This is a genomic window from Streptomyces olivaceoviridis (assembly GCF_014650115.1).
In the GTDB taxonomy this organism is placed as follows: domain Bacteria; phylum Actinomycetota; class Actinomycetes; order Streptomycetales; family Streptomycetaceae; genus Streptomyces; species Streptomyces olivaceoviridis.
Genome location: NZ_BMUI01000017.1, coordinates 60,767 through 83,134, shown reverse-complemented (window position 1 = coordinate 83,134; position 22,368 = coordinate 60,767). Strand labels below are relative to the sequence as shown.

18 protein-coding genes are annotated in these 22,368 nt (G+C 73.2%); 9 read left to right on the top strand and 9 right to left on the bottom strand.

The genetic code is table 11. The features are described from left to right. Positions 1–53: 53 nt before the first annotated feature. The gene (locus IE273_RS28050; RefSeq protein ID WP_189817960.1) at positions 54–707 is read right to left on the bottom strand and encodes a response regulator; all 654 of its coding nucleotides are present in this window, start codon (positions 705–707) and stop codon (positions 54–56) included. Continuing rightward, positions 704–1,900 carry a sensor histidine kinase gene (locus IE273_RS28045; RefSeq protein WP_189818063.1) on the bottom strand — a complete coding sequence of 399 codons (1,197 nt, stop codon included), beginning with the start codon at positions 1,898–1,900 and terminating at the stop codon, positions 704–706. The genes IE273_RS28050 and IE273_RS28045 overlap by 4 nt, the downstream gene beginning before the upstream one ends. A 188-nt stretch (positions 1,901–2,088) precedes the next feature. Here IE273_RS28045 and IE273_RS28040 point away from each other — a divergent pair, with 188 nt between their 5' ends. Then, positions 2,089–2,655, top strand: a complete 567-nt coding sequence (locus IE273_RS28040; protein ID WP_014676809.1) for a GlcG/HbpS family heme-binding protein — start codon at positions 2,089–2,091, stop codon at positions 2,653–2,655. Positions 2,656–2,754: 99 nt separating this feature from the next. On the opposite strand, the gene katG is transcribed toward IE273_RS28040, so the two are convergent. Together katG and IE273_RS28030 are read right to left on the bottom strand one after the other, a co-directional pair. Further along, positions 2,755–4,980 carry a catalase/peroxidase HPI gene (gene katG, locus IE273_RS28035; RefSeq protein ID WP_189817959.1) on the bottom strand — a complete coding sequence of 742 codons (2,226 nt, stop codon included), beginning with the start codon at positions 4,978–4,980 and terminating at the stop codon, positions 2,755–2,757. Positions 4,981–5,014: 34 nt separating this feature from the next. Continuing rightward, positions 5,015–5,452 (bottom strand): Fur family transcriptional regulator, encoded by a 438-nt coding sequence (locus tag IE273_RS28030; RefSeq protein ID WP_189817958.1) that lies wholly within the window; start codon positions 5,450–5,452, stop codon positions 5,015–5,017. A 756-nt stretch (positions 5,453–6,208) separates the two neighbouring features. On the opposite strand from IE273_RS28030, the gene IE273_RS28025 reads away from it, so the two are divergent. Then, positions 6,209–7,375 (top strand): acyltransferase family protein, encoded by a 1,167-nt coding sequence (locus IE273_RS28025; RefSeq protein ID WP_189817957.1) that lies wholly within the window; start codon positions 6,209–6,211, stop codon positions 7,373–7,375. A 276-nt stretch (positions 7,376–7,651) separates the two neighbouring features. On the opposite strand, the gene IE273_RS28020 is transcribed toward IE273_RS28025, so the two are convergent. After that, the gene (locus tag IE273_RS28020; protein WP_189817956.1) at positions 7,652–7,864 is read right to left on the bottom strand and encodes a hypothetical protein; all 213 of its coding nucleotides are present in this window, start codon (positions 7,862–7,864) and stop codon (positions 7,652–7,654) included. 378 nt (positions 7,865–8,242) lie between these two features. Between IE273_RS28020 and IE273_RS28015 the strand changes: the two genes are divergently transcribed. The 5 genes from IE273_RS28015 to IE273_RS27995 are packed head-to-tail and all read left to right on the top strand — an operon-like array spanning position 8,243 to position 12,671. Next, positions 8,243–9,136, top strand: coding sequence for an STAS domain-containing protein (locus IE273_RS28015; RefSeq protein WP_189817955.1), 894 nt, complete (start codon positions 8,243–8,245; stop codon positions 9,134–9,136). Continuing rightward, on the top strand, positions 9,133–9,513 hold the full coding sequence (locus tag IE273_RS28010) for an STAS domain-containing protein (protein ID WP_058083291.1): 381 nt from the start codon (positions 9,133–9,135) through the stop codon (positions 9,511–9,513). The genes IE273_RS28015 and IE273_RS28010 overlap by 4 nt, the downstream gene beginning before the upstream one ends. Next, positions 9,513–9,959, top strand: a complete 447-nt coding sequence (locus tag IE273_RS28005) for an ATP-binding protein (protein WP_189817954.1) — start codon at positions 9,513–9,515, stop codon at positions 9,957–9,959. Before IE273_RS28010 ends, IE273_RS28005 begins: the two co-directional genes overlap by 1 nt. Beyond that, complete coding sequence (locus tag IE273_RS28000) at positions 9,956–11,020, top strand: ATP-binding SpoIIE family protein phosphatase (protein ID WP_189817953.1); 1,065 nt, start codon at positions 9,956–9,958, stop codon at positions 11,018–11,020. Before IE273_RS28005 ends, IE273_RS28000 begins: the two co-directional genes overlap by 4 nt. Further along, entirely contained in the window at positions 11,004–12,671 is a 1,668-nt protein-coding gene (locus IE273_RS27995) for a PP2C family protein-serine/threonine phosphatase (RefSeq protein WP_189817952.1), read from the top strand. The genes IE273_RS28000 and IE273_RS27995 overlap by 17 nt, the downstream gene beginning before the upstream one ends. 88 nt (positions 12,672–12,759) lie before the next feature. On the opposite strand, the gene IE273_RS27990 is transcribed toward IE273_RS27995, so the two are convergent. Both IE273_RS27990 and IE273_RS27985 read right to left on the bottom strand, forming a co-directional pair. Beyond that, entirely contained in the window at positions 12,760–15,042 is a 2,283-nt protein-coding gene (locus tag IE273_RS27990; RefSeq protein WP_189817951.1) for a catalase, read from the bottom strand. 471 nt (positions 15,043–15,513) lie between these two features. After that, entirely contained in the window at positions 15,514–16,977 is a 1,464-nt protein-coding gene (locus IE273_RS27985; protein WP_189817950.1) for an aminotransferase class I/II-fold pyridoxal phosphate-dependent enzyme, read from the bottom strand. A gap of 140 nt (positions 16,978–17,117) precedes the next feature. Here IE273_RS27985 and IE273_RS27980 point away from each other — a divergent pair, with 140 nt between their 5' ends. Next, positions 17,118–18,284 (top strand): amidohydrolase, encoded by a 1,167-nt coding sequence (locus IE273_RS27980; protein WP_189817949.1) that lies wholly within the window; start codon positions 17,118–17,120, stop codon positions 18,282–18,284. A gap of 63 nt (positions 18,285–18,347) precedes the next feature. On the opposite strand, the gene IE273_RS27975 is transcribed toward IE273_RS27980, so the two are convergent. Then, positions 18,348–18,698, bottom strand: coding sequence for an ANTAR domain-containing protein (locus IE273_RS27975; protein ID WP_189817948.1), 351 nt, complete (start codon positions 18,696–18,698; stop codon positions 18,348–18,350). 131 nt (positions 18,699–18,829) lie between these two features. Here IE273_RS27975 and IE273_RS27970 point away from each other — a divergent pair, with 131 nt between their 5' ends. Then, a complete protein-coding gene (locus tag IE273_RS27970) occupies positions 18,830–19,774 on the top strand; it encodes a helix-turn-helix transcriptional regulator (RefSeq protein WP_189817947.1) in 945 nt (314 codons plus the stop codon). A 19-nt stretch (positions 19,775–19,793) separates the two neighbouring features. Here the strand turns inward: IE273_RS27970 and IE273_RS27965 are convergent, their stop codons facing one another. After that, on the bottom strand, positions 19,794–22,334 hold the full coding sequence (locus IE273_RS27965; RefSeq protein ID WP_189817946.1) for a discoidin domain-containing protein: 2,541 nt from the start codon (positions 22,332–22,334) through the stop codon (positions 19,794–19,796). Positions 22,335–22,368: the final 34 nt, after the last annotated feature.

The window sequence follows — 22,368 nt, the reverse complement described above, 5'->3', positions numbered from 1 at the left end:
CACCGCCCCGCGCCCCGGCGGGCGTCGTCCTGACCGGCGCTCTGTGACACCGGTCAGGGCAGCAGCCGTTGTTCCTTCGCCACCGCCACCGCGCCCGCCCTCGTGTCCACGCCGAGCTTGTCGTAGATGCGCCGCAGGTGTGTCTTCACCGTGGCCTCGCTGATGTAGAGGGCGCGGGCGATGGCGTGGTTGGAGAGGCCTCGTGAGAGGTGGGCGAGGATGTCCCGTTCGCGGGGTGTCAGGGTGGGGCGCGGGTTGCGGAGACGGGACATGACGCGGTCGGCGACCGGGGGCGAGAGGGCCGGGCGACCCTGGGCGGCGGCGTGGATCGCCGTGAACAGGTCCTCGGCGCGCTCGGCCTTCAGCAGGTAGCCGGTGGCGCCCGCGTCGACGGCACGGGTGACGTCGGCGTCGGTGTCGTACGTGGTGAGGACCAGGACGTGCGGGGCGGACGGCTCGGCGCGCAGTCGACGGGTGGTCTCGACGCCGTCGATGCCCTCGCCCAGCTGGAGATCCATGAGGACGACGTCCGGGGCGGTCCTGCGCGCCAGGGCGAGCGCCTCCTCACCGCTGCCGGCCTCGCCGACGACCTCGATGTCCGGGGCGCTGCGCAGGAGCGCCAGCAGTCCGGCGCGTACGACGGCGTGGTCGTCGCAGACGAGGATGCGCACCGGTGCGGGTGCGGCCGTCTCGGGGGTGTGGGTCATCTCGGCTCCAACGGGATCGCCGCCGACAGCGCGGTGCCCTCACCGGGCGCCGACTCGATCGTGAGGGTGCCGCCCAGCTGGCTCAGGCGGGCGCGGATGGCGGGCAGGCCGTGGCCGCGTGCGTCGGCCGGGGCGGCTCCGGGGGTGGGCGGGGTGCGCGGGTCGAAGCCGCGGCCGTCGTCCGTGACGTCGAGGACGATCTGGTCGTCCAGGCAGGTCAGGGTGAGGGTGGCGGTGGTGGCCGCCGCGTGTTCGCGGACGTTGGCGAGGGCGCCCTGGGCGATGCGCAGCAGGGCCGACTCCACGGGGGCGGGCAGCGGGACGGGCGGGCTGCCCTCGGTGTGGACGCGGACGGTGAGCGCGGGTGTCGTCTCGCGCTCGGCGACCGAGCGCAGGGCCTGGAGCAGGCCACCGCCCTCGGCCAGGTCGGCCGGGGTCAGGTCGTGGACGAAGCGGCGGGCCTCGGCGAGGCTGCGCTCGGCGATCGCCGCCGCCGTACGGACGTGGTCGCGGGCGGTGCCGGGCGCGGTCTCCCAGAGACGGTCGGCCGCCTGGAGCAGCATGCGCTGGCTCGACAGGCCCTGGGCGAGGGTGTCGTGGATCTCCCGGGCGAGCCGTTCGCGTTCGGCGAGGGTGCCCTCGCGACGCTCGGTGGCGGCGAGTTCGCGCCGGGTGCGGACCAGGTCGTCGATCAGGGCGTCCTGCCGGGCCGCCTGACGCTGCATGACGACGAACACGGTGGTGGCCACGGCGGCCACCGCGGGCGGTGCCAGGAGCACGTTCGGGTCGGGCCAGCCGGCCAGGCCGAGCTGGGTGGCCACCGCGAGCGCGGTGAGGAGCGCGACCAGCGGGATCGCGGTGCGCGGCGGGAGGGTGCGCAGGCCGGTGTAGAAGAGCGGGACCGCGCACCAGGCGAAGCTCGGGGCGAGGACCACGAGGAGCGCCCAGGCGGCGACGACCAGGCCGAGCCAGGTGAGGCGGCGCGGGGTGGGCCGGGTGCCGAGGGCGGGGCCGAGGACGTAGAGCGCGGCCAGCAGCGCGGACAGGGCGATCACCCAGGGGGTGTGCGGTCCGTCGGCGTGCCGGGCCAGGTAGCGGGCGACGGACGCGGACAACAGCACGAAGAACGCCGTGTGCATGACGATGGTGAGGGCACGGGTGTCGTCGCGCTCGGGTACGGCCACCGCGAGCACCTCCCTCTCCGCGCTGAACTGGGCAAACACCCTCCATTGTGCCCACGCCCCCCAACCTCCGGGGTCATCCGATCGGATGACCCCCAGGACATCCGGTCCGGCGACGGAACCCGGCCCGCACCGGGTCGAGGATCGGTTCCGGGAGCGACTCCGCCCCCGGCCCAGCCCCTACCGGAAGGTTCCTCAGCATGCCCAGCCGTAAGAAGCCGTCCCTGCGTGCCCGCGTTCTCGTGGGCGGCGCCGCCCTGGCCGTCGCCGGCGCCGGTGTGGTCGGCACGGTGGCCGCCAACGCCGCCGACTCCACGGACGCCACGCCCGCCGCCGCTCCCGTCGCGGCCCGCGGCGGAGAGCTGACCCAGAGCACGCACCTCACCCTGGACGCGGCGACGAAGGCGGCGCGCGCCGCGATCGAGGCGGCCGAGAAGGACGGCCGGCACGTGTCCGTGGCCGTCGTCGACCGGAACGGCAACACGCTGGTCACGCTGCGTGGAGACGGGGCGGGCCCGCAGTCGTACGTGTCCGCCGAGCGCAAGGCGTTCACCGCGGTGTCCTGGAACGCGCCGACCTCCGAGCTGACCGGGCGGCTGGCCCAGGCGCCGACCCTGAAGGACATCCCGGGCACGCTGTTCCTCGCGGGCGGCACGCCGGTGACCGCCAAGGGCGCCCCGGTCGCGGGCATCGGCGTCGCGGGCGCTCCGTCGGGCGACCTGGACGAGCGGTACGCGCGGGCGGGCGCGGCGGCGCTGGGCCACTGACACGCCCGGTCCCACCGGAAAGCAGGACGTCCGGGTCCGCCCAGCGGGGGCGGACCCGGACGTGCTGTTCAACGGGTCAGGCGTGGTGGAACCGGTCGGTCAGACGAGGTCGAAGCGGTCCGCGTCCATGACCTTGTTCCAGGCGGCGACGAAGTCCTTGACGAACTTCTCCTTCGCGTCGTCGCCGGCGTACACCTCGGCGAGCGCGCGCAGCTCGGAGTTGGAGCCGAAGACGAGGTCGGCGCGGCTGCCGGCCCACTTCACCTCGCCGGTGGCGGCGTCGCGGCCCTCGAACGTGGTCTGGTCCTCGGAGGTCGCCTTCCACGCCGTACCCATGTCGAGCAGGTTGACGAAGAAGTCGTTGGTGAGGACGCCGGGCGTCGTGGTGAGGACGCCGAGCTGCGACTGCTGGTGGTTGGCGCCGAGGACGCGCAGACCGCCGACGAGGACGGTCATCTCCGGGGCGCTCAGGCCCAGCAGGTTCGCCCTGTCGAGGAGCAGGTACTCGGCCGGCACGCGGTTGCCCTTGCCGAGGTAGTTGCGGAAGCCGTCCGCGGTCGGCTCCAGCGCCTCGAAGGACTCGGCGTCGGTCTGCTCCTCGGTCGCGTCGACACGGCCCGCCGTGAACGGCACCTGGATCTCGTAGCCGGCTTCCTTGGCGGCCTTCTCCACGGCGGCGGCGCCGCCGAGGACGATGAGGTCGGCCAGGGAGACCTTCTTGGCGCCGGAGGAGGCGTTGAACTCCCGCTGGACGTTCTCCAGGGTGCGCAGCACCTGGGCCAGCTGGTCGGGGTCGTTGACCTCCCAGCCGCGCTGCGGGGCGAGGCGGATGCGGGCGCCGTTGGCGCCGCCGCGCTTGTCGCTGGCGCGGAACGTCGAGGCGGACGCCCACGCGGTGGTGACCAGCTGGGACACGGACAGGCCCGATTCGAGCAGCTTGGTCTTCAGGGTGGCGATGTCCGCGTCGTCGATCAGCTCGCCCTCGCGCTCCGGCAGCGGGTCCTGCCACAGCAGCGTCTCCTGCGGGACCTCCGGGCCGAGGTACAGCGACTTCGGGCCCATGTCGCGGTGGGTGAGCTTGTACCAGGCGCGGGCGAAGGCGTCCGCGAACTCGTCCGGGTTCTCGTAGAACCGGCGGGAGATCGGCTCGTAGATCGGGTCGAAGCGCAGCGACAGGTCGGTGGTCAGCATCCGCGGGCGGTGCTTCTTCGACGGGTCGTGCGCGTCCGGGATGATCTCGGGAGCGTTCTTGGCCACCCACTGGTGGGCGCCCGCCGGGCTCTGCTCCAGCTCGTACTCGAACTCGAACAGGTTCTTGAAGAACCCGTTGCTCCACTGGGTCGGGGTGCTGGTCCAGGTGACCTCCAGGCCGGAGGTGATGGCGTCCCCGCCCTTGCCGGTGCCGTAGGTGCTCTTCCAGCCCAGGCCCTGGTCCTCCAGCGAGGCGGCCTCGGGGTCGGGGCCGACGTTGTCGGCGGGACCGGCGCCGTGGGTCTTGCCGAAGGTGTGGCCGCCGGCGATCAGGGCGACGGTCTCCTCGTCGTTCATCGCCATGCGGCGGAACGTCTCACGGATGTCGCGGGCCGCGGCGATCGGGTCCGGGTTGCCGTTCGGGCCCTCGGGGTTGACGTAGATCAGGCCCATCTGCACGGCGGCGAGCGGGTTCTCCAGCTCGCGGTCGCCGGTGTAGCGCTTGTCGTCCAGCCAGGTGGTCTCGGGACCCCAGTAGACGTCCTCCTCCGCCTCCCAGACGTCCGCTCGGCCGCCGCCGAAGCCGAAGGTCTTGAAGCCCATGGTCTCCAGGGCGACGTTGCCGGTGAGGATCAGCAGGTCGGCCCAGGAGATGCTCTGGCCGTACTTCTTCTTGACCGGCCACAGCAGACGGCGGGCCTTGTCGAGGTTGCCGTTGTCCGGCCAGCTGTTGAGCGGGGCGAAGCGCTGCTGGCCGGCCCCGGCGCCACCGCGGCCGTCACTGATGCGGTAGGTGCCGGCGCTGTGCCAGGCCATACGGATCATCAGCGGGCCGTAGTTGCCGAAGTCGGCGGGCCACCAGTCCTGCGACGTCGTGAGCACCTCGGCGATGTCACGTTTCACGGCCGCGAGGTCAAGCGACTTGAAGGCCTCGGCGTAGTCGAAGTCCTCGTCGAGCGGGTTCGCCACGGCCGGGTTCTTCGCCAGGATCTTCAGGTTGAGCCGCTCCGGCCACCACTGGCGGTTGCCACCACCCTGGGCCGGGTACAGGGCCCGGTCGTGCGCGACGGGGCAACCGCCGCTCCCCTCCTCCGACTTCGCGTCTGTGACGATCGCGTCATGGTTCTCAGTCATGGAAATTCCTTCCGAACTGTGCGGAACTCGGTGCTCAGGAACTGCGGCCGGTGGAACAGTCGGGGCACAAGCCCCAGTACACGACCTCGGCCTCGTCGACGGTGAAGCCGTGGTCGTCCGCGGCGGTCAGGCAGGGCGCGTCGCCGACGGCACAGTCGACGTCGGCGACGGCGCCGCAGGACCGGCACACGACGTGGTGGTGGTTGTCGCCCACACGCCCCTCGTACCGGGCCGGGTGGCCGGCCGGCTCGATACGGCGGACGAGGCCCGCCGCGGTCAGCGCGTGAAGAGCCTCGTAGACGGCTTGCAGGGAGATGTGGCCTACGCGATCGCGGACTCCGGAGGCGACGGCCTCGACGCCGAGGTGGTCTCCGTCCCGGACGGTCTCCAGCAGCGCGACGCGGGCTGCCGTCACGCGCAGGCCGGCACCGCGGAGCTCCTCGGCGGTGGTCGGGGTCGGGGAGGCGGTCATGCGGCCGAACCTATCCTCAAAAACACGAGGGATTCAAGAAAACGAACGGTGCAATTTTGGCCGTCTGTCGTCGCCCCACGTCCACTTCCCCGCCCACCTTCCGCCCGCCGCACCACGCGCCGGACGTTTGCGTATGCATACGCCCTCCCGGCCGACCGAAGGCTGGTCCCGGGCGTTCCCGCATCATCGTGCCCCGAAGGGGCGCGATCCGCGCGGCGAGCCGGGCGGTCCCGCGCACCGGTGACCCGGTGCGCACGCCGCACGCCCGTCGGTGCACGCCGCACAGCAGATGAGCCCGCGGAGCACATGGATCCGCCCCGGGCGAGAAATCCGGCACCCGTCAAGGAGGCGGCCGTCGAGAGGGACGTCCGGCCGGGCCGGGCCGCGCGGCTGGGTCCGTCGGCCGGCGGCGGGCGCCCCGTCGCGTTGGACGACCATCACGGCCATGCCGTCCCGGACGAGTCCGCCCGCGTGGTCGCACAGGTCGGCGACGATCTCCCGCGGTACATCGGCGTTCCTGCTGGAGCGGATCGGCAAGGAGCCGGCCGGCTGACCCGTCCGGGGGCGTGGGGTGCACCCGGCACCGCGGTGTGCGTGCTCACCCGGGCGGGTGTGCCCGGACCGCCGTCCGTGGCACGGACGGCGGTCCGTCGTTCGGCAGCAGTGTGATGTTTCCCGTGCGGCGTGAGGGACCGGGGGCCGGCGGGCAACGTTCCCCTTCATGCCCCACGCGAACCCCCTGCGGCAGGTGATGTGATGACCACGGCGACGACCCCGGCGCTCCGGACGCCACCCGTCCGGACCGGCGCGGCGACCGCCGGGTCCGGCGCACCGGCCGCCCTGCCGTCTCTCACCGGGCTGCGCTGGATGGCGGCGCTGCTGGTGTTCGGACTGCACGTGCACAACTTCGGCTGGTTCGGCGGCACCGGTGGCCGCCTCGTGTCGTGGGCCTTCGGTGCCGGCGCCACCGGAGTGTCGTTCTTCTTCGTCCTGTCCGGATTCGTACTGACCTGGTCGGCGCGGCCCCGCGACCGGGCGCTCGCCTTCTGGCGGCGGCGCGTCGCCCGGATCTACCCGGTGCACCTGGCCACCCTCGCCGTCGCCCTCGTCATGGCGTACACGCTGACGCACCTGGCGCGGCCGACGGCGAAGCAGACGCTGGGGAACGCGCTGCTGCTGCACTCCTGGTGGCGCCCGTGGTGGCAGACGCTGAACCCGGTGAGCTGGTCGCTGGCCTGCGAGGCGTTCTTCTACGCCGCCTTCCCGCCGCTGATCCTGCTGCTGCGCCGGCTCGGGGCGCGCGGGTCGGCCGCGCTCGGCGGACTGTCGGTGGCGGCGGTCCTGCTGCTGGCCTGGTCGGACGCCCACCACTGGTGGACCTACTCGATCTACTCGTTCCCGGCCGCGCGGCTGCCCGAGTTCGTGCTCGGCGCGGTCACCGCGCGGCTGGTGCTGCTCGGCCGCTGGCGCGGACCCGGCCTGGAGGCCTCGCTCGCCCTGGCCGTCATCGGCTACTTCATGGTTCCTCAGGTCACGCCCGGCTACTCCGCCACCGTGTGCACCATCGCCGGGTTCGCCCTGCTCATCCCGGCGGCGGCGGTCGCCGACCTGCACGGGCTGCCGTCCCTGTGGCGGCGCCGGCGGATGGTACGGCTGGGGGAGCTGTCGTTCGCCTTCTACATGGTCCACCTGTTGGTCCTGCGCGCCGTGACGGAGTTTCTGGGCAAGAAGCCGCACTTCGGCGCCCTGGCGGGGCTCGCGGTCACCGCCGCCGCGTTCACCGTGTCGCTCGCCCTGTCCTGGGTCCTGTACGAGGGGGTGGAGCGTCCGGCACGGCGCCTGCTGCTGCGCCGTCGCCGCCCTTCTCCGCAGCCGGACCCCGCACCGGTCCGCTCCGAGGCCCCGGCACCGGCGCGCGACTGACCCCCGCGGTCACGGCCGGTCGCACGCACGGGTGACGTCCGCAACAGCGAGGAGAGTCCCGCGGGTTTCGGGGTAGGCGGCTCACCGACACCGGCCCGGCGGCACACACCGGCGGGCCGGCACCACGTGAACGCACCGAAGGAGCCGAATCGACGTGCGCGGGAAGCAGACCGGGACGAGCCGGCGGCCGAGCACGGCCGGGCCGTCCCCCACCCCTGCCCGCCGACTGGTCCGCGCCGCGACGCAACCCCACGCTCCACACCGCGGCACGAGGTCCTACGGCACGGCCCACACACCGGACCACGGCGCCAGGTCCTGCGGCACGACCCACACACCGAACCACGGCACGAAGCCCTGCGGCACGACCCACATGCCGAACCACGGCACGAAGCCCTGCGGCACGGCCCACACACCGGACCACGGCGTGGCGGCCCACGGCCCGACCCGTACGCGGCACCACGGCAGGGCGGCTCCTGGCCACGCCCGCACGCCACACCACGACACCGCGGGCCACCGCCCGGCACCGGCCCCGCGCCACGGCACGGCGGCGTTCGGCCCCGCCCGCCCGGCACCCCCGTCCCCCGGTCACGTCGGCCTCCCCGTCCGGGACGGCACCCGGCGTCCGGGCCGTCCGGCCGTGTCGGCGCCCGGGGGCGCGGCCCCGGCCCGCCGGCCGAGGCGGCGGCGGGCTGCGCCGCCGCTGTCGGCGGGGTCCGCGCGGTGTCCCTGGTCAAACGACCCTGACCTGGGGAAAGTTGCCGAGACCGGGTTTGGCCCGGCCGGACGGCGGAGGCTACGGTGGGCGGTCGGCGATGATCGGTACGGGGAGCCGGCCGACCGGCGGACCTGGCTGTGCGAGAGGAGAGGATGAGAGTGCCCGAGCAGGACGCGGCCGCATCGGCCCCGCAGGTGGTGAGTGCCTTCCTGGAACGGCGCAAGGAGCAGATCGCCCAGCGCTGGGCCGACGCGCCCCTGTTCCGCTCGGTCTTCACCGTCTCCCGTGACGAGGCGGTCGAGGCGTGCAAGGCCGTGGTGGAGGCGCTGTCCGACGTGGCCGTCGGCGGACGGCTGGAGGACATCGCGGCGCCCGGCTTCGCGCCGGTGCGTGACCAGTTGGGGCGGATGACCCAGACCCGGACCCGCACCGGATCCACCCCGGCCCAGATCGCCGACGAGGTGGCCGGCCTGCGCGTGCCCGCGGTCGACCTGCTGCGCGAGGAGTTCGCCGACCCCGCCACCCCACAGGCGCAGGAGTGCGTGATGGCGCTGACGCTGCTGCTCGGCACGCTGCGCCTGGTGGTGATGGAGACGGCGCTGGACGCGAACGCCGAGCTGATCGAGCGGCAGCGCCAGCAGCTGCTCGAAGTGGCCACCCCCGTCATCAAGTTGTGGGAGGGCACGGTCGCCGTACCCCTGATCGGGACGCTGGACAGCGCGCGCAGCCAGGTCGTGATGGAGTCGCTGCTGGAGGCCATCGTCGACCAGCGGGCCCGCTACGCCATCCTGGACATCACCGGCGTGCCGACGGTCGACTCGCTCGTCGCGCAGCACCTGATGAAGACGGTGGCCGCGGCACGCCTGATGGGCGCGGAGTGCATCGTGTCCGGGATCCGCCCGGCCATCGCGCAGACCATCGTGCAGCTCGGCATCGACCTGGGCTCGGTGCTCACCCGCGCCTCGCTGTCCGACGCGCTGGCCTACGCGCTGGGCAAGCAGGGCATCGAGGTGTCCCGTGCGGACGCGGGTGCGAGCGCCCGGTGAACCAGCCCACTCCCGCCCAGCCGTCCCAGGTCCCGGTACTCGCCCTGGGCGACGTCCTGCTGGTCTCCTTGCAGGGCGAGCTGCACGACGGCATGGCCGAGCAGCTGCAACACGACATCACCAACCGCATCGCCACCAGCCGGGTGACCGGTGTGGTCCTCGACATCTCCGGCGTGGACATCGTCGACTCGTTCCTCGGCCGGGTCCTGGCGGAGATCGCCTCCACGGCCGGCCTGCTGGCCGCCCGTACGGTCCTGGCCGGCATGCGGCCCGCCGTGGCGATCACCCTGGTCGAGCTGGGGCTCACCCTGCCCGGCCTGGTCACCGCGCTGGACGTCGACCGTGCCATGGAACTGCTGTCGCAGAGGGGGAGCTGATGCGGTCGTCCGGCCAGGTATCCGCGACGAGCCTGCCCATCGGCTCGGACGCGGATCTGGCCTGGGTCCGGCAGCAGGTGCGGCAGTGCGCGGCGCAACTCGGCTTCGGTCTGGTGCAGCAGACCAAGCTGGTCACGGCGGCTAGCGAGCTGGCCCGCAACACGCTGGTGCACGGCGGCGGCGGGCGGGCGGAGATCACGCCGCTGGACAACGGCCGCAGCCGGGGTCTGCGCATGAGTTTCATCGACAGCGGTCCGGGCATCCGCGACCTGGAACTGGCCATGACCGACGGGTACACCACCGGCGGCGGCCTCGGACTCGGGCTGAGCGGAGCGAAGCGGCTGGTGCACGAGTTCAGTGTGGACACCGAGCCCGGCCGGGGCACGACCGTCACCGCCGTCGCCTGGGTGGCCCAGGTGCCCGCGTCGCGTCCGGGGGTGGGATGAGCCGGGTGTGGGAGATCCCGGTGCACGACTCCACGCGTGTCCGGGACGCCCGGATCGCGGCCCGTGAGGCGTGCGGACAGGCGGGCCTCGGCGCCGCGCGCACGTCGGCAGCGGAGCTGGTCGCCACCGAGCTGGCCACCAACCTGCTCAAGCACGCCGGCGGGGGCCGCATGGTGGTCAACCTGGTGGCGGCGTCGGCCGTCGGCGGGGAGGCCGTGTCGGTACAGCTCTTCACGCTCGACCACGGCCCGGGCATCGCCGACGTCGGTGCCGCGCTGCGGGACGGCTGGTCCACCGCTGCCGGCTCGCTCGGCGCGGGTCTGGGCAGTTGTCAGCGCAGCGCCAACGCCTTCCACCTGTACAGCCTGCCGGGCCGGGGTACGGTCGCGGCGGCGCGGATCGACCCCGAACCCGACAGGCGCGGGGCACCGGCGGCACCGGTGCCGGCGGGCGGGATCACCACCGCCCTCGCGCAGGCCGAGCAGTGCGGTGACGCGTGGAGCTGGGTGCGCTCCGGGAGCCTGGTGACGCTGCTGCTCGCGGACGGTCTGGGGCACGGTCCGAAGGCCGCGCACGCCTCCACCGCGGCGGTGGCGGAGCTGCGCGGCGCCGCCCATCTGCCGCCGGCCGACATCCTGCGCCGGCTGCACACCGCGCTGCGGCCCACCCGGGGCGCCGCGGTCACGGTCGCCCAGGTGGACACGGAGCGGGAGGAACTCAGCTTCGCGGGCGTCGGCAACGTCGGCGCCCGGGTGCGCACCGGGGACTCCTGGACGTCCCTCGTCTCCCATCCGGGGATCGTCGGCGCGTACTTCCCGGCGCACGTGCCCGTGCGCCGGGTGCCGTGGCGCCGGGACAGCCTGCTCGTCGTGCACAGTGACGGACTGCCCAGCCGGTGGCGTCCGCCGGAGGACCCCCTGTTGCTCGCCCACGACCCGTCGGTGGTGGCCGGGGCCATCCTGCGCGACGCGGGCAGCCCGGCCCGCCCCGCACGCGACGACACCAGTGTGGCCGTACTGGCCCCCGACCGCCGGACCAGCGCCCATGACAGCCGCCTCTGAGAACTGGACCATCGCCTGCGCCGCCGACGCGGCCCGCGCCCGTGCCCTGCTGGCGCGGCTCACCACGGACGCCGGGGTGCCCGCGCTCGACCGCGCCCGCTTCCTGAGCGCGCTCGGCGCCCGGCTGCGCCGCGCCGTCGACGCCGGCGGCGCGGACCTGGCCGTGACCGCCGAGGCGGACGGCAAGCTGCGGGTCGCCCTGGACGGGCCGCAGCCGTGGCAGCACACGCTCGTCTGCCCCTCCCCCGTGCCCGGCCCGCTGCCCGGCCTCGACGACGCCCCGCTCGCCGAGGCCGTGCTGGGCGCCGACGAGGACACCGCCGCCCTGCTGGCGCACCTGGCGGAGCGGGAGAAGCTGCTGCGGTTCCACCGGGAGGAGCTGCACCAGACCAACCAGGGCGTGCTGGCCCTGCACGCCGAGCTGGAGGCGGCGGCGCTGGCGCAGCGTGAGCTCCTCGACGCGGAGCGGGCGGCGCGCGCGGAGGCGGAGAAGGCCCGCCGTCTGCTGACCTTCCTGGCCAACGCGAGCGCGGTGCTGAACGCCTCCCTCGATCACGAGGACATCCTGCGCCGGCTGCCCGAGCTGCTGGTCCCGGAGTACGCGCGGCACGTCGACGTCTGGTTCGTGGACGACGAGCGGATCCCGCCGGCCGAGCGGGCGGCGGCCACGGTGACGGCGGCGCGCACCGGCCGTCCGCAGCACGCGGGCCCGCACCCCGGTGACCTCCCCGGCGTGGACGACCTGCCGGCCTCCGCGCTCTTCCCGGACCGGCCGCTGCTGTGCCTGCCGCTCGGCGCGCGCACCGTGCAGGGGGTGCTGACCCTGGCGGCGCCCGGCGAGCGTTTCGACCCGGACACCACCGTGATGCTGCTGGAACTGGCCCGGCGGGCGGGCATCGCCCTGGACAACGCCCGCCAGTACGAACAGCACCGGGACGTGGCCGAGGCCCTGCAACGGGCCCAGCTGACCGAGCTGCCCGCCACCCCGGGGCTCGACCTGGCCGCGCGCTATCTGCCGGCGACACACGGTCTGAACATCGGCGGCGACTGGTACGACGCGTTTCCGCAGCCGGACGGCAGTGTGCTGGCGGTGATAGGGGACGTCACGGGGCACGGGCTGCGCGCGGCGGTGATCATGGGCCAGCTGCGGACCGCGCTGCGCGCCTACGCCGTCGAGGGCAACGGCCCGGCGCGCATCCTCACCCTGCTGCACCGGATGCTCCGCCATCAGCAACCGGAGCTGTACGCGACCTGTGCGATCGCCCGGTTCACGCCCGGGGAGTCCGGTGTGGTGTGGGCGGCGGCCGGGCATCCGCCGGCCATCGCGTGCGGTCCGCACGGCGAGGTGCGGGTGCTGGAGGCCAGACCGGGGATCATGCTGGGGGTTCCGATGGCGTTCTCGTACGAGGAGCACACCCTGGAGCTTCCGGTGGGCTCGACGCTCGCGCTGTACACGGACGGGCTGGTGGAGCGGCGGTCGGCCGGGATCGACGCGGGCATCGACCGCCTCGCCCAGGCGATGGGGGCGCTCGGCCGGTCGGATCTGGCGGATCTGGACGGGGCGGCCGACGCGCTGCTCAAGCCGATGCTGCACGACTCCGAACACGACGACGACATCTGCCTGTTGCTGTGCCGCACCACCCTTGAGTGAGCGGCCCCGCGCCGGCTCCCGGTGTCGGGGGGAGCCGGCGCGGGGCCGACGCTCGTAGGGCGGGTCCGGACGGATGTCCGAACGGCCGTCAGGCGGCGGACGGGAAGCGTTCCCAGACCCGGTGGGTGCCGAGCAGCTGGGTGAGCTGCTGGAGCGCGGCGGTGGCGGTGTCGTCGGCGACGACACCGGGTGCCTCCAGCGGGATGCCGGCCGCCTCCAGGGCACTCTGACCGCCCTTGGCGGCGCCGATGGCCTTTCCGTGCCGGAAGGCTTCCGCCAGCAGCAGCCCCACCCGCGGGTCGGGGGTGGCCTGGTGGCCGTTGGGCTGACCCGCCTTGGCGTCCCGGGCTCCGTAGGCGTCGGCGCCCACGCCGGGGGTGCCGGCCACCAGCAGCGCGTCGAACTCCACGGAACGCGCGGTGGCGTAGGTCCGCTGCACGGTCAGGGCGTCCGCGCCGTCGCCGAGGGTGCCGCCGGCCGGTGCGACGATCAGCGGGACCATGCCGCCGTCCAGCACCTGCTGGCGTACGGCCCGTACGCCGTCCAGGTCGCCGTCGGGGCCGGTGACGATGCCGATGATCCGGCCGTCGGTGGGCCAGGTGTGCCCGACCTGGGAGAGGGCGGGGCTGGGCTCGACGTCGGCGAGCGGCACCGTCGGCGCGGGGGCGGACAGGCCGAGGCCGGCGGCGACGCCCTCGCACAGCTCCGGGTCGATGTTGGCCAGGACCTTCAGGGCCCGTTCCCGGATGGCCTGTTCGTAGCACTTGGCGAGTTCGAAGGTGTAGGCGCCGATGATGTGCTCGCGCTCGGGCGGGCTCATGCTGAGCCAGAACCGGCGCGGCTGGCTGAAGTGGTCGTCGAACGACTCGGGTGCCTCGCGCACCTTGGTCGTCTCCGGGATGCGCACGGGCGTCTCGACGTACGCGCCGTCGAGGCCGGCGCCGGGCGCGAACGGGCAGCCGCCGTCGAGGGAGTTGGGGCGGTAGGGGGCCACACCGCGGTGGACGGCCGTCTGGTGGAAGCCGTCGCGCAGCATGTCGTTGACGGGTGAGTGCGGCCTGTTGATCGGAATCTGCGGGAAGTTGGGGCCGCCGAGCCGGGTGATCTGGGTGTCCAGGTAGGAGAAGAGCCGGCCGGCGAGCAGCGGGTCGTCGGTGATGTCGATGCCGGGGACGAGGTGGCCGACGTGGAAGGCGACCTGCTCGGTCTCGGCGAAGAAGTTCGACGGGTTGCGGTCGAGGGTGAGCAGCCCGATCGGCTGCACGGGGGCCAGTTCCTCGGGGACGATGTTCGTCGGGTCCAGCAGGTCGATGCCCTCGAAGGTCTGGTCGGGGGTGTCGGGGAAGGTCTGGATGCCGAACTCCCACTGCGGGTAGGCGCCCGCCTCGATGGCGTCGGCGAGGTCCCGGCGATGGAAGTCGGGGTCGACGCCGTTGATGATCTGGGCCTCCTCCCACACCAGGGAGTGCACGCCCAGCTTCGGCTTCCAGTGGAACTTGACCAGGGTGGTCCCGCCCTCGGCGTTCACCAGGCGGAAGGTGTGGACGCCGAAGCCCTCCATCGTGCGGAAGGAGCGCGGGATGCCCCGGTCGGACATGTTCCACAGGGTGTGGTGGGTGGCCTCGGTGTGCAGGGTGACGAAGTCCCAGAAGGTGTCGTGGGCGCTCTGCGCCTGGGGGATCTCCCGGTCCGGGTGCGGCTTGCCGGCGTGGATGACGTCCGGGAACTTGATGGCGTCCTGGATGAAGAACACCGGGATGTTGTTGCCGACGAGGTCGAAGACGCCCTCGCTGGTGTAGAACTTCGTCGCGAAGCCACGGGTGTCGCGGACGGTGTCGGAGGAGCCGCGGGAGCCGAGCACGGTGGAGAAGCGGACGAACACCGGTGTCTCGACGTCCTCGGCGAGGAAGGCCGCCTTGGTCACGTTGGCGGCGGTGCCGTAGCTGCGGAAGACGCCGTGCGCGCCGGCGCCGCGGGCGTGGACCACGCGCTCGGGGATGCGCTCGTGGTCGAAGTGCATGACCTTCTCGCGCAGGTGGTGGTCCTGGAGGAGCACCGGTCCGCGGGGGCCCGCCTTGAGGGAGTGGTCGGTGTCGTAGAGCCGGGTGCCCTGGGCGTTGGTCAGGTAGCTGCCGCTCTGTGCCATCCGCGCCTGGTCGGCGCCGGTCGGCTGCCCGGTCGGCGAGACGGTGGCCGGGCCGCTCTGGTCGGGCTTGGGCGGGTACGGCTCATGGGGGTCGGTCGGCTCGGCGACCGGCGGCGACTTGGGTCCCGGCTTGCCCGGGATGCCGTCCTCGGGGCCCGCCGGCCCGCCCTGCAAGGCGTCCGCCACCTTGTCCGCCGCTCGCTTCAAAGGGTTCGTCTCGCTCATCAGTTCCAATTCCTTCGCTGGTCACGGGGCGGCCCGGCTGGGGGGGGAGACGGGTGCCCGAGGCGCGGCTGCCCACGCCGGGGCATGGCCGGCACCAGGGACGTACCGGGCGAACGTCGAATGGAAAGTCGCATGAAAAGGGGTACGACAGGGTTCGTACCGAGGTCCCCGGGCCGGGGCGTCCGAAACCGGGAACCACGGGGATTTCCGGTCGGGGTGAAGTCGGGCCGTCTCCTGTCGCGTTGCCGGGGCGGGAGGCCCGCCGGACGCGCTGGTCCGGGCCCGGGGACCACCGGCAGGGCCAAGTGCCCCCTGCCGAGCACGTGTTGGTCAGCAGGGCCGGCTTCTTGACCCGGGGCAGGCGGTCACCCGGTGGCCGCCCGCACAGGCCACCCTAGGCGCTGACCCCGTCGGGCGCAGTTCGGGACGGGCAGGGGAGTACGGCCGGGAGTACGGCCCCTCGGCCGCCGGTCACGGGCGCGCCACGACCCGCAGGGTCTCCAGGGAGGAGTTCGCCGCGTCCGGGATGAGGAAGCCGTGGGCGATTCCGCTGCGCAGGTAGTCGACGATCTCCGCGGTGATCACCTCGCCCGGCGCCACGACCGGCACGCCCGGCGGGTACGGGCTGATCGTCTCCGCGGCGATCCGGCCCACGGCCCGCTCGGCGGGCACGTCCTCGGCGGGACCGAAGAAGGCCTCGCGGGGCAGCACCGCCTGCTCCAGTTCCAGGGCGCGGGGCTCGGGCAGGTGCACGGCGGGCCGCGGCTCGATGGTGTCCGCGCGTTCCACCAGCGAGCGCACGGACTCCACCAGCAGTTTCTCGGTCGCGTCGTCGTCGGCGTGGGTGATGGAGGCACTGATCCGGCAGGTGTCCGAGCCGCCCACGTCGACGTGGCAGTTGGCCCGCAGCCACTCGGCCGCCTGCATGCCGCTGATGCCGAGGTCGCGTACGTCGACGACGATCTTCAGGGGGTCGAACTCGGCGGCCAGGTCCTGCTGAACCACCTCGTCGCCCATCACCCGCAGCCCCGGCAGCTCGCGCAGCAGGGCCCGGACGCGCTCGGCCCGGTGCAGCGCCGCGTCCAGGAGGTCATGCCCCTGTTCCACCATCTGCCGCCGCCAGCCGTCGAGGGCCGCGTAGACCAGGCTGGAGGCGCTGGTGGTGCCGAGCAGGTCCTCGCGCTGTTTGAGCACGGTGGGCGAGACCCGGTCGTGCTGGAGGTGGAACACCGAACTCTGCTCGATCGCGCCGCCCATCTTGTGGACGCTGGTGACGACCAGGTCGGCGTCCGCGTTCATGCCCCAGACGGGCAGCTCCGGGTGGAAGGGCAGGTGGGCGCCCCATGCCTCGTCCACGATGAGCGGGACGTCGAAGGCGTGGCAGGCGTCGGCCACCGCGCGCACGTCGGCGCAGGTGCCCCAGTCGGTGGGCGTGATCAGCAGCATGCCCTTGGCGTCGGGGTGTTCGCGCAGCCGGTCGCGCACGTCGTCGGCCTCGGGCGGATGGGCCATGTGCCGTTCGGCGTCGAACTTGGGGTGGACCCAGATCGGCTCCACACCGTTGATGATCACCGCTGCGATGACCGACTTGTGGGCGTTGCGGGACAGCAGCAGCTTCTCCCCCGGTCCGGCGACCGAGCACATCGCGGTCTTCACGGACAGGGAGCTGCCGCAGGTGGAGAAGAACGCGTGCTCGGCGCCGACCGCGTCCGCCATCAGCTCCTGGGCCTGCTCCAGCACGCCCTGGGACTGGCGGCGGTCGTCCAGGCCGTTGAGGCTGAGCACATCGGAGCGGAAGACGTCCAGCCCGAGGATCTCGGCCACCCGGGGATCGGTGCCGCGGCCCTGCTTGTGCCCCGGTGGCCCGTACGCCACGTCTCCTCGCCGCCGGAACTCCCGCAAAGCCTCCAGGACGGGTACGCGTGAGTGATCCATGGCTGTCCTCCTGAGCTGGTGGGTGCCGCATCCACCGTGTTGCACCGGCCGGGCTCCCCAAACACGCGGCCGGTGTCAGGAGGCCGTTCGGTGGAACCCGGGCCGGCACGGAACACGCCCGCCGAACCCCAGGAGGTCTCGTGTCGCTGTACCAGCGGATCCGGGAGGAGACCGAGCGCCGCGCCGACGCGCTGTGGACCGTGGCGACCGCCCTGCACGCGGACCCGGAGACCGCGTTCGCCGAGCACCGCGCGGTGAAGCTGCTCACGGGCGAGCTGGAACGCGCCGGGTTCGCGGTGCGGCGGGAGGCCGCGGGTCTGCCGACCGCGTTCACGGCCCGTTCGGGCGAGGGGCGGCCGGTGGTGGCCTTCCCCCTGGAGTACGACGCCCTGCCCGGGCTGGGGCACGCCTGCGGGCACAACCTGATCGCGGCGGCGGGCCTCGGCGCGGCCCTCGTCACGGAGGCCGTGCGGGACGGCACCGGGGGCACGGTCCTCGCGGTGGGCACGCCGGCCGAGGAGGGCGGTGGCGGCAAGGCCCTGGAGGTGGAGGCCGGGGTCTTCGACGGGGTGGACGCCGCCCTGATGTTCCACCCCGGGGTGTACGACTGGGTGCGGGCGCCGCTGACCGCGCAGGAGCAGTACCGGGTCGGCTTCCGGGGCCGGGCCGCGCACCCGACGGGCAGTCCGACGGAGGGCATCGACGCGCTCGCCGCGCTGATCGAGCTGTTCAACGTCCTGTCGGCACTCGGGCGGCGGCTGCCGGAGGGGTCCCATGTCCAGGGGATCATCACCCAGGGCGGTACGGCCACGAACATCGTCCCGGAGTACGCCGAGGGCCGCTTCGGGCTGCGCGCGGTCACGACGGCGGCCCTGGACGAGCTGGCGGAACAGCTGCGCACCGCCGCCGAGGGGGTGGCGCTGGCGACCGGCACGGCCGTCACGGTGGAACGCGCGAGCGTGCGGTACGAGCACTTCCGGGACAGCTCGGTGCTGTCCGAGCGGTTCGCCGGACACCTGGACCGCGCCGGGATCGCGCTCACCGCGCCCATGCCCGGCGTCTATCTGGGCTCCTCCGACATCGGCAACGTCAGCGGCCGGGTGCCCGCCATCCACCCGTTCGTCGCGATCATGGGCGCCGACGGCTCCGACCACACGCCGGAGTTCGCCGAGGCCGCGGCCTCACAGCGGGCCCGCGGGGTGCTGACGGCGGTGGTGGAGGCGCTGGCCTGCACGGCGGTGGACATCCTGCGGGACGCGGACCTGCGCGGTCGCGCGTGGGCGGATCTGCTTCTGACCGCGGACTGACGGGCGCACCGGCCGCCGTACGCCCACCCGTTCGGCCCGGCGGCCGGGCCGCCGGGCGGCGGTTCAGCCCGGCCGGCCGCAGCGGACCTCGCGTTCGTCGCCCCGGTCGGCGGCCTCGGCCTGGGTGCGCGCGTGTTCCAGGGCGGCGGGCAGGGCCCCGCGGATCGCCTCGGGCAGCCGGCGGTGCGTCGGCCACTGGACCAGGCAGCGCGCGACCTCCCGCAGTTTGATGTTGGTGTGCTGCGAGATGTGCCGCAGGACCTCCCAGCCCTGCTCCGGACGCAGCCCGCCCACGGTGATCACCACGCCGATCGCCTGGTCGACCAGGGCGTGGGAGCCGAGGGCACGACGCAGCTGCTCCACCTCCTCCTGAAGTGCTTCCAGCTGGTCCGTCTGCTCGTCGCGTCCGATCATGCGCTCACCCTCCGCAGCCCGGCCGCCGAACGCCAGCCGCCAGGCGAACAACAGGGCAAGAGGCCGTACAGAAAACGAAAAATCGCTGGTCGACGGGTCGTGGAAGCGGAGTTCGGGGGCAGCCGGGGGACATGGACACCCTCACCTTCGACAGCCGCGACCTGGACGTGACGGAGGATTTCCTCAGCCGGGCCTACGCCACCATGCGCATCGCCAGCGGGACGCCCGGCTCGACCCGTGCCCAGATCCACCGCGCCGGCATCCCCACGGTGAGTGTCGACGAACTCGCGCTGGACTTCGAGATGGCCTACTCGGTGTCGCCGCTGGGCCGGATCTGCCTGTGCGTCGTGCACGAGGGAACCGTGCGGGACCACGGCTTCCAGGGCGTCGAGGACTCCTTCGGCCCCGGTGACGTGGTGCTGTTCGCGCCACCGGACCTGCCGTACGAGGGCCGCATCTGCAACGCCCGCTACAACATCACCATGCTGGATCCCGCGCTGCTCGCCCAGGTGGCCGGGGACGGCTCGCGACCGGTACGGCTGACCGGGCACCGGCCGCGCTCGGCCGCCGCGGCGCGCCACCTCAGCCGTACGATCGCCCATCTGCGGGACGACGTGCTGTCCGACGCCGAGATCGCGGACCAGCCGCTGATCGCCGCCACGGCCGCCCAGCACCTGGCGGCGAGCGTTCTCGCCGCGTTCCCCAACACCGCGCTGGACGAGCCCGCCGCCCACGGCACCGAGGCGCACCCGGCGGTGCTGCGCCGCGCGCTCGCCTACATCGACGACCACGCGGACCAGCCCGTCACGGTCGCGGACATCGCCGCCGCGGCCCATGTGACGGTACGGGCGCTCCAGTACGCCTTCCGCCGTCACCTGGACACCACTCCGCTGGCCCAGCTGCGCCGGGTGCGGCTCGCGCACGCCCACCACGAGCTGGTGGCCGCCGACCCCGGCAGCGGCACCACGGTGACGGAGATCGCGGCCCGGTGGGGTTTCCACCACCCGGGCCGCTTCGCCTCCCTGTACCGGGACACCTACCGGAAGGCCCCGCACGAGGCCCTGGCCGGCGGCTGACCCGCGGCTGCGCGGTGTCCTACGGGAAGGACGTCACCTTGGACGGGACCGTGTCGGTGCCCGAGGTGGGTGCGCCGGTGCCGTTGACGACGTGCGCGTACTGGCCCTTGCCGCCGAGGGAGATCACCAGCAGGTCGTGCATCCTGATCCCCGAACCGACGGGCACCTGGAAGCCGTGCGCCTGGACGATCGAGGGATCGGCCGTGTAGTTGCAGTAGCTGCCCAGGCCCCACGCCTCGTGGGTGGTGACGGAGTCGGCGACCTTGTAGGCCGCGTAACCGGTGATGCCGTCGTGGGTGATGGCGGCGGCGTTCGGGGCGTCGTAGGCCTTCTCGTTCTGGAAGAAGATCGTCCGGCCGCGTTCTCCGTTCCAGTAGACGTCGTACTTGTTGAAGTGCTCCACGAACAGGCCGGTGGCCAGGACGTCGTCGCCGTTCACGCGCAGGCCGTAGTCGGCGCGGTTGGTGTCCCAGCCGACGCCGCTGCCGTGGTCGGCGCGCCAGATCCAGGTGTGGTCGATGATGACGTCGTCGCTGTCGACCACCACGGAGTTGGTGGCGAGCCCGGGTCCGGCGCCGCCGACGCGGATGAACACGTCCTGCATGGTGGTGGGGTTGGCGGAGTGGTCCGCGGTGGCGCCGGGGGTGCCGATGCGCAGCAGCGTGTCGGAGTTGACCGGGCCCGCGTCGATCAGGAACCCGGCGAGCCGCACGCCGTCGACGTCGGCGACGTGCATCGCGTCGATGCCGTTGTCGGGGACGAGGGTGGCGAGGCCGAGGCCGAGGACGACGGTGTTCGGCCGGGTGACGTCGATGGTCTGGTCGAGGTGGTAGACGCCGGGGGTGAACAGGAGGTTGAGGCCCTGGGCGAGGGCCTGGTTGATGGTGGCGGCCGTCGCGCCGGGCTTGACGACGTAGAACTGGTCGAGCGGGATCGACGTGCCGGCGTTCGCGGGCCACGAGACGCCCCGGGCGTTCGTGCGCTTGGCCGGGACGAACACCTTGTAGGCGGAGCCGTCGAGGTAGAGGAACGGCTTCTCGCGGGAGACCGGGGTGGTGTCCAGGGTGGTGTACGGGCCGCTGTCGAAGTTGGTGGCGGGGGCGCCCTGGACGCCGGAGAAGGTCATGTTCCACACGCCGTTGGTCCAGCCCCCGACCGAGCTGTCCCGGGTGTACCACTGCTGCTGGGAGTACGGGCCGACCGTACCGTCGATCTTCGAGTCCGCGATGTAGCCGCCGGAGGCCCAGCCGTAGCCGTTGGGGGCGAGGTTGAGGCCGCCCTGGACGTGGATGCGGCGGAAGGGCGCGGCCTGGGCGACGGCCCAGCGGTCGGTGCCGTTGACCGGCTTGAGGGCGAGGTTCTCCGCCGAACGCCAGAAGTTCTGCGTGGCGTTGCCGTTGAACCAGCCCGCGTCGACCGTGATGTCCCCGTTGATCTGGGTGTCGTCGGGGTTCAGGCCGAGGCCGGAGATCGAGGTGTAGAAGCCGAGTTGGGCGTTGATGTTGTTGTAGGTGCCGGGCTTGAGCAGGAACTGGTAGCGGCCGGTGCCGAACTGGGCCGACTCCTGCTTGGCGAAGACGTCGTCGAACTTCTGCTGGAGGCCCGGGGTCGAGGGGTCGACGACGATGACGTTCGGTCCCAGGTCGCCGCCGCCCTGGACGGGCGGGACGCCGGTGGTGCCGGTGTGCACGGCGACCTCCCACAGGGAGTAGCCGTAGCCGGTGCCGCGGGCGGTGCCGTAGACGCGGACGTACCGGCCGGAGCCGCTGACGGCGTAGGACGCCGTGCCACCGGTCGCCCCGGTGACGGTCTTGAGGGTGTTCCAGCTCTGCCCGTCGGAGGAGGTCTGGATCTGGAAGTCCTTGCCGTAGGCGGCCTCCCAGTTCAGGTCCACCCCGCACAGGTCCTGGACGGAGCCGAGGTCGACGCGGAGCCACTGCGGGTCGGCGGCCTGGCTGGACCAGCGGGTCCCGGTGTCGCCGTCGACGGCGGCGGAGGCGGGGGTGCCGGCGTTCTCGGTGGAGGAGGCCGTGGCGGCCTTGCCCTGGGCCGCGTTCGCGGTGCCGCAGCCCGCCTGGGCGCCGTCCGTCGTGCCGAACACCTGGAACTCCCACAGGGAGTAGCCCCAGGCGGTGGCCCGGTGCACGCCGAGCATCCGTACGTAGCGGCCCCGGCCGGACACGTCGAGCGTGTCGGTGCCGCCGTCGGAGCCGGTGACGGACTTCAGATCGGTCCAGGTGCTCCCGTCCCCGGATACCTGGACCTTGTAGTCCTTGCCGTAGGCGGCCTCCCAGTTCAGGACGACCCGGGTGACGGTGGCGGTGCTCCCGAGGTCGACCCGGACCCACTGGTCGTCGCTCGCGGCCGAGGACCAGCGGGTCCCGGTGTCGCCGTCGACGGCCTTGACGGCGGCGGTGCCGCCGTTCTCCTCGGACGACGCGGTCGCGGACTTCCCCTGGGACAAGGGGGTTTCGGCGGCGGTGGCCGAGGGGTGCGTGGCGGGCAGGGCGAGCAACGCGGCCGTGGCGGCCAGCACTGCGCCCAGGGATCTCAGTCTCATGCGGCGGCTCCAGACGTGTGGGGGTTCAACGGGT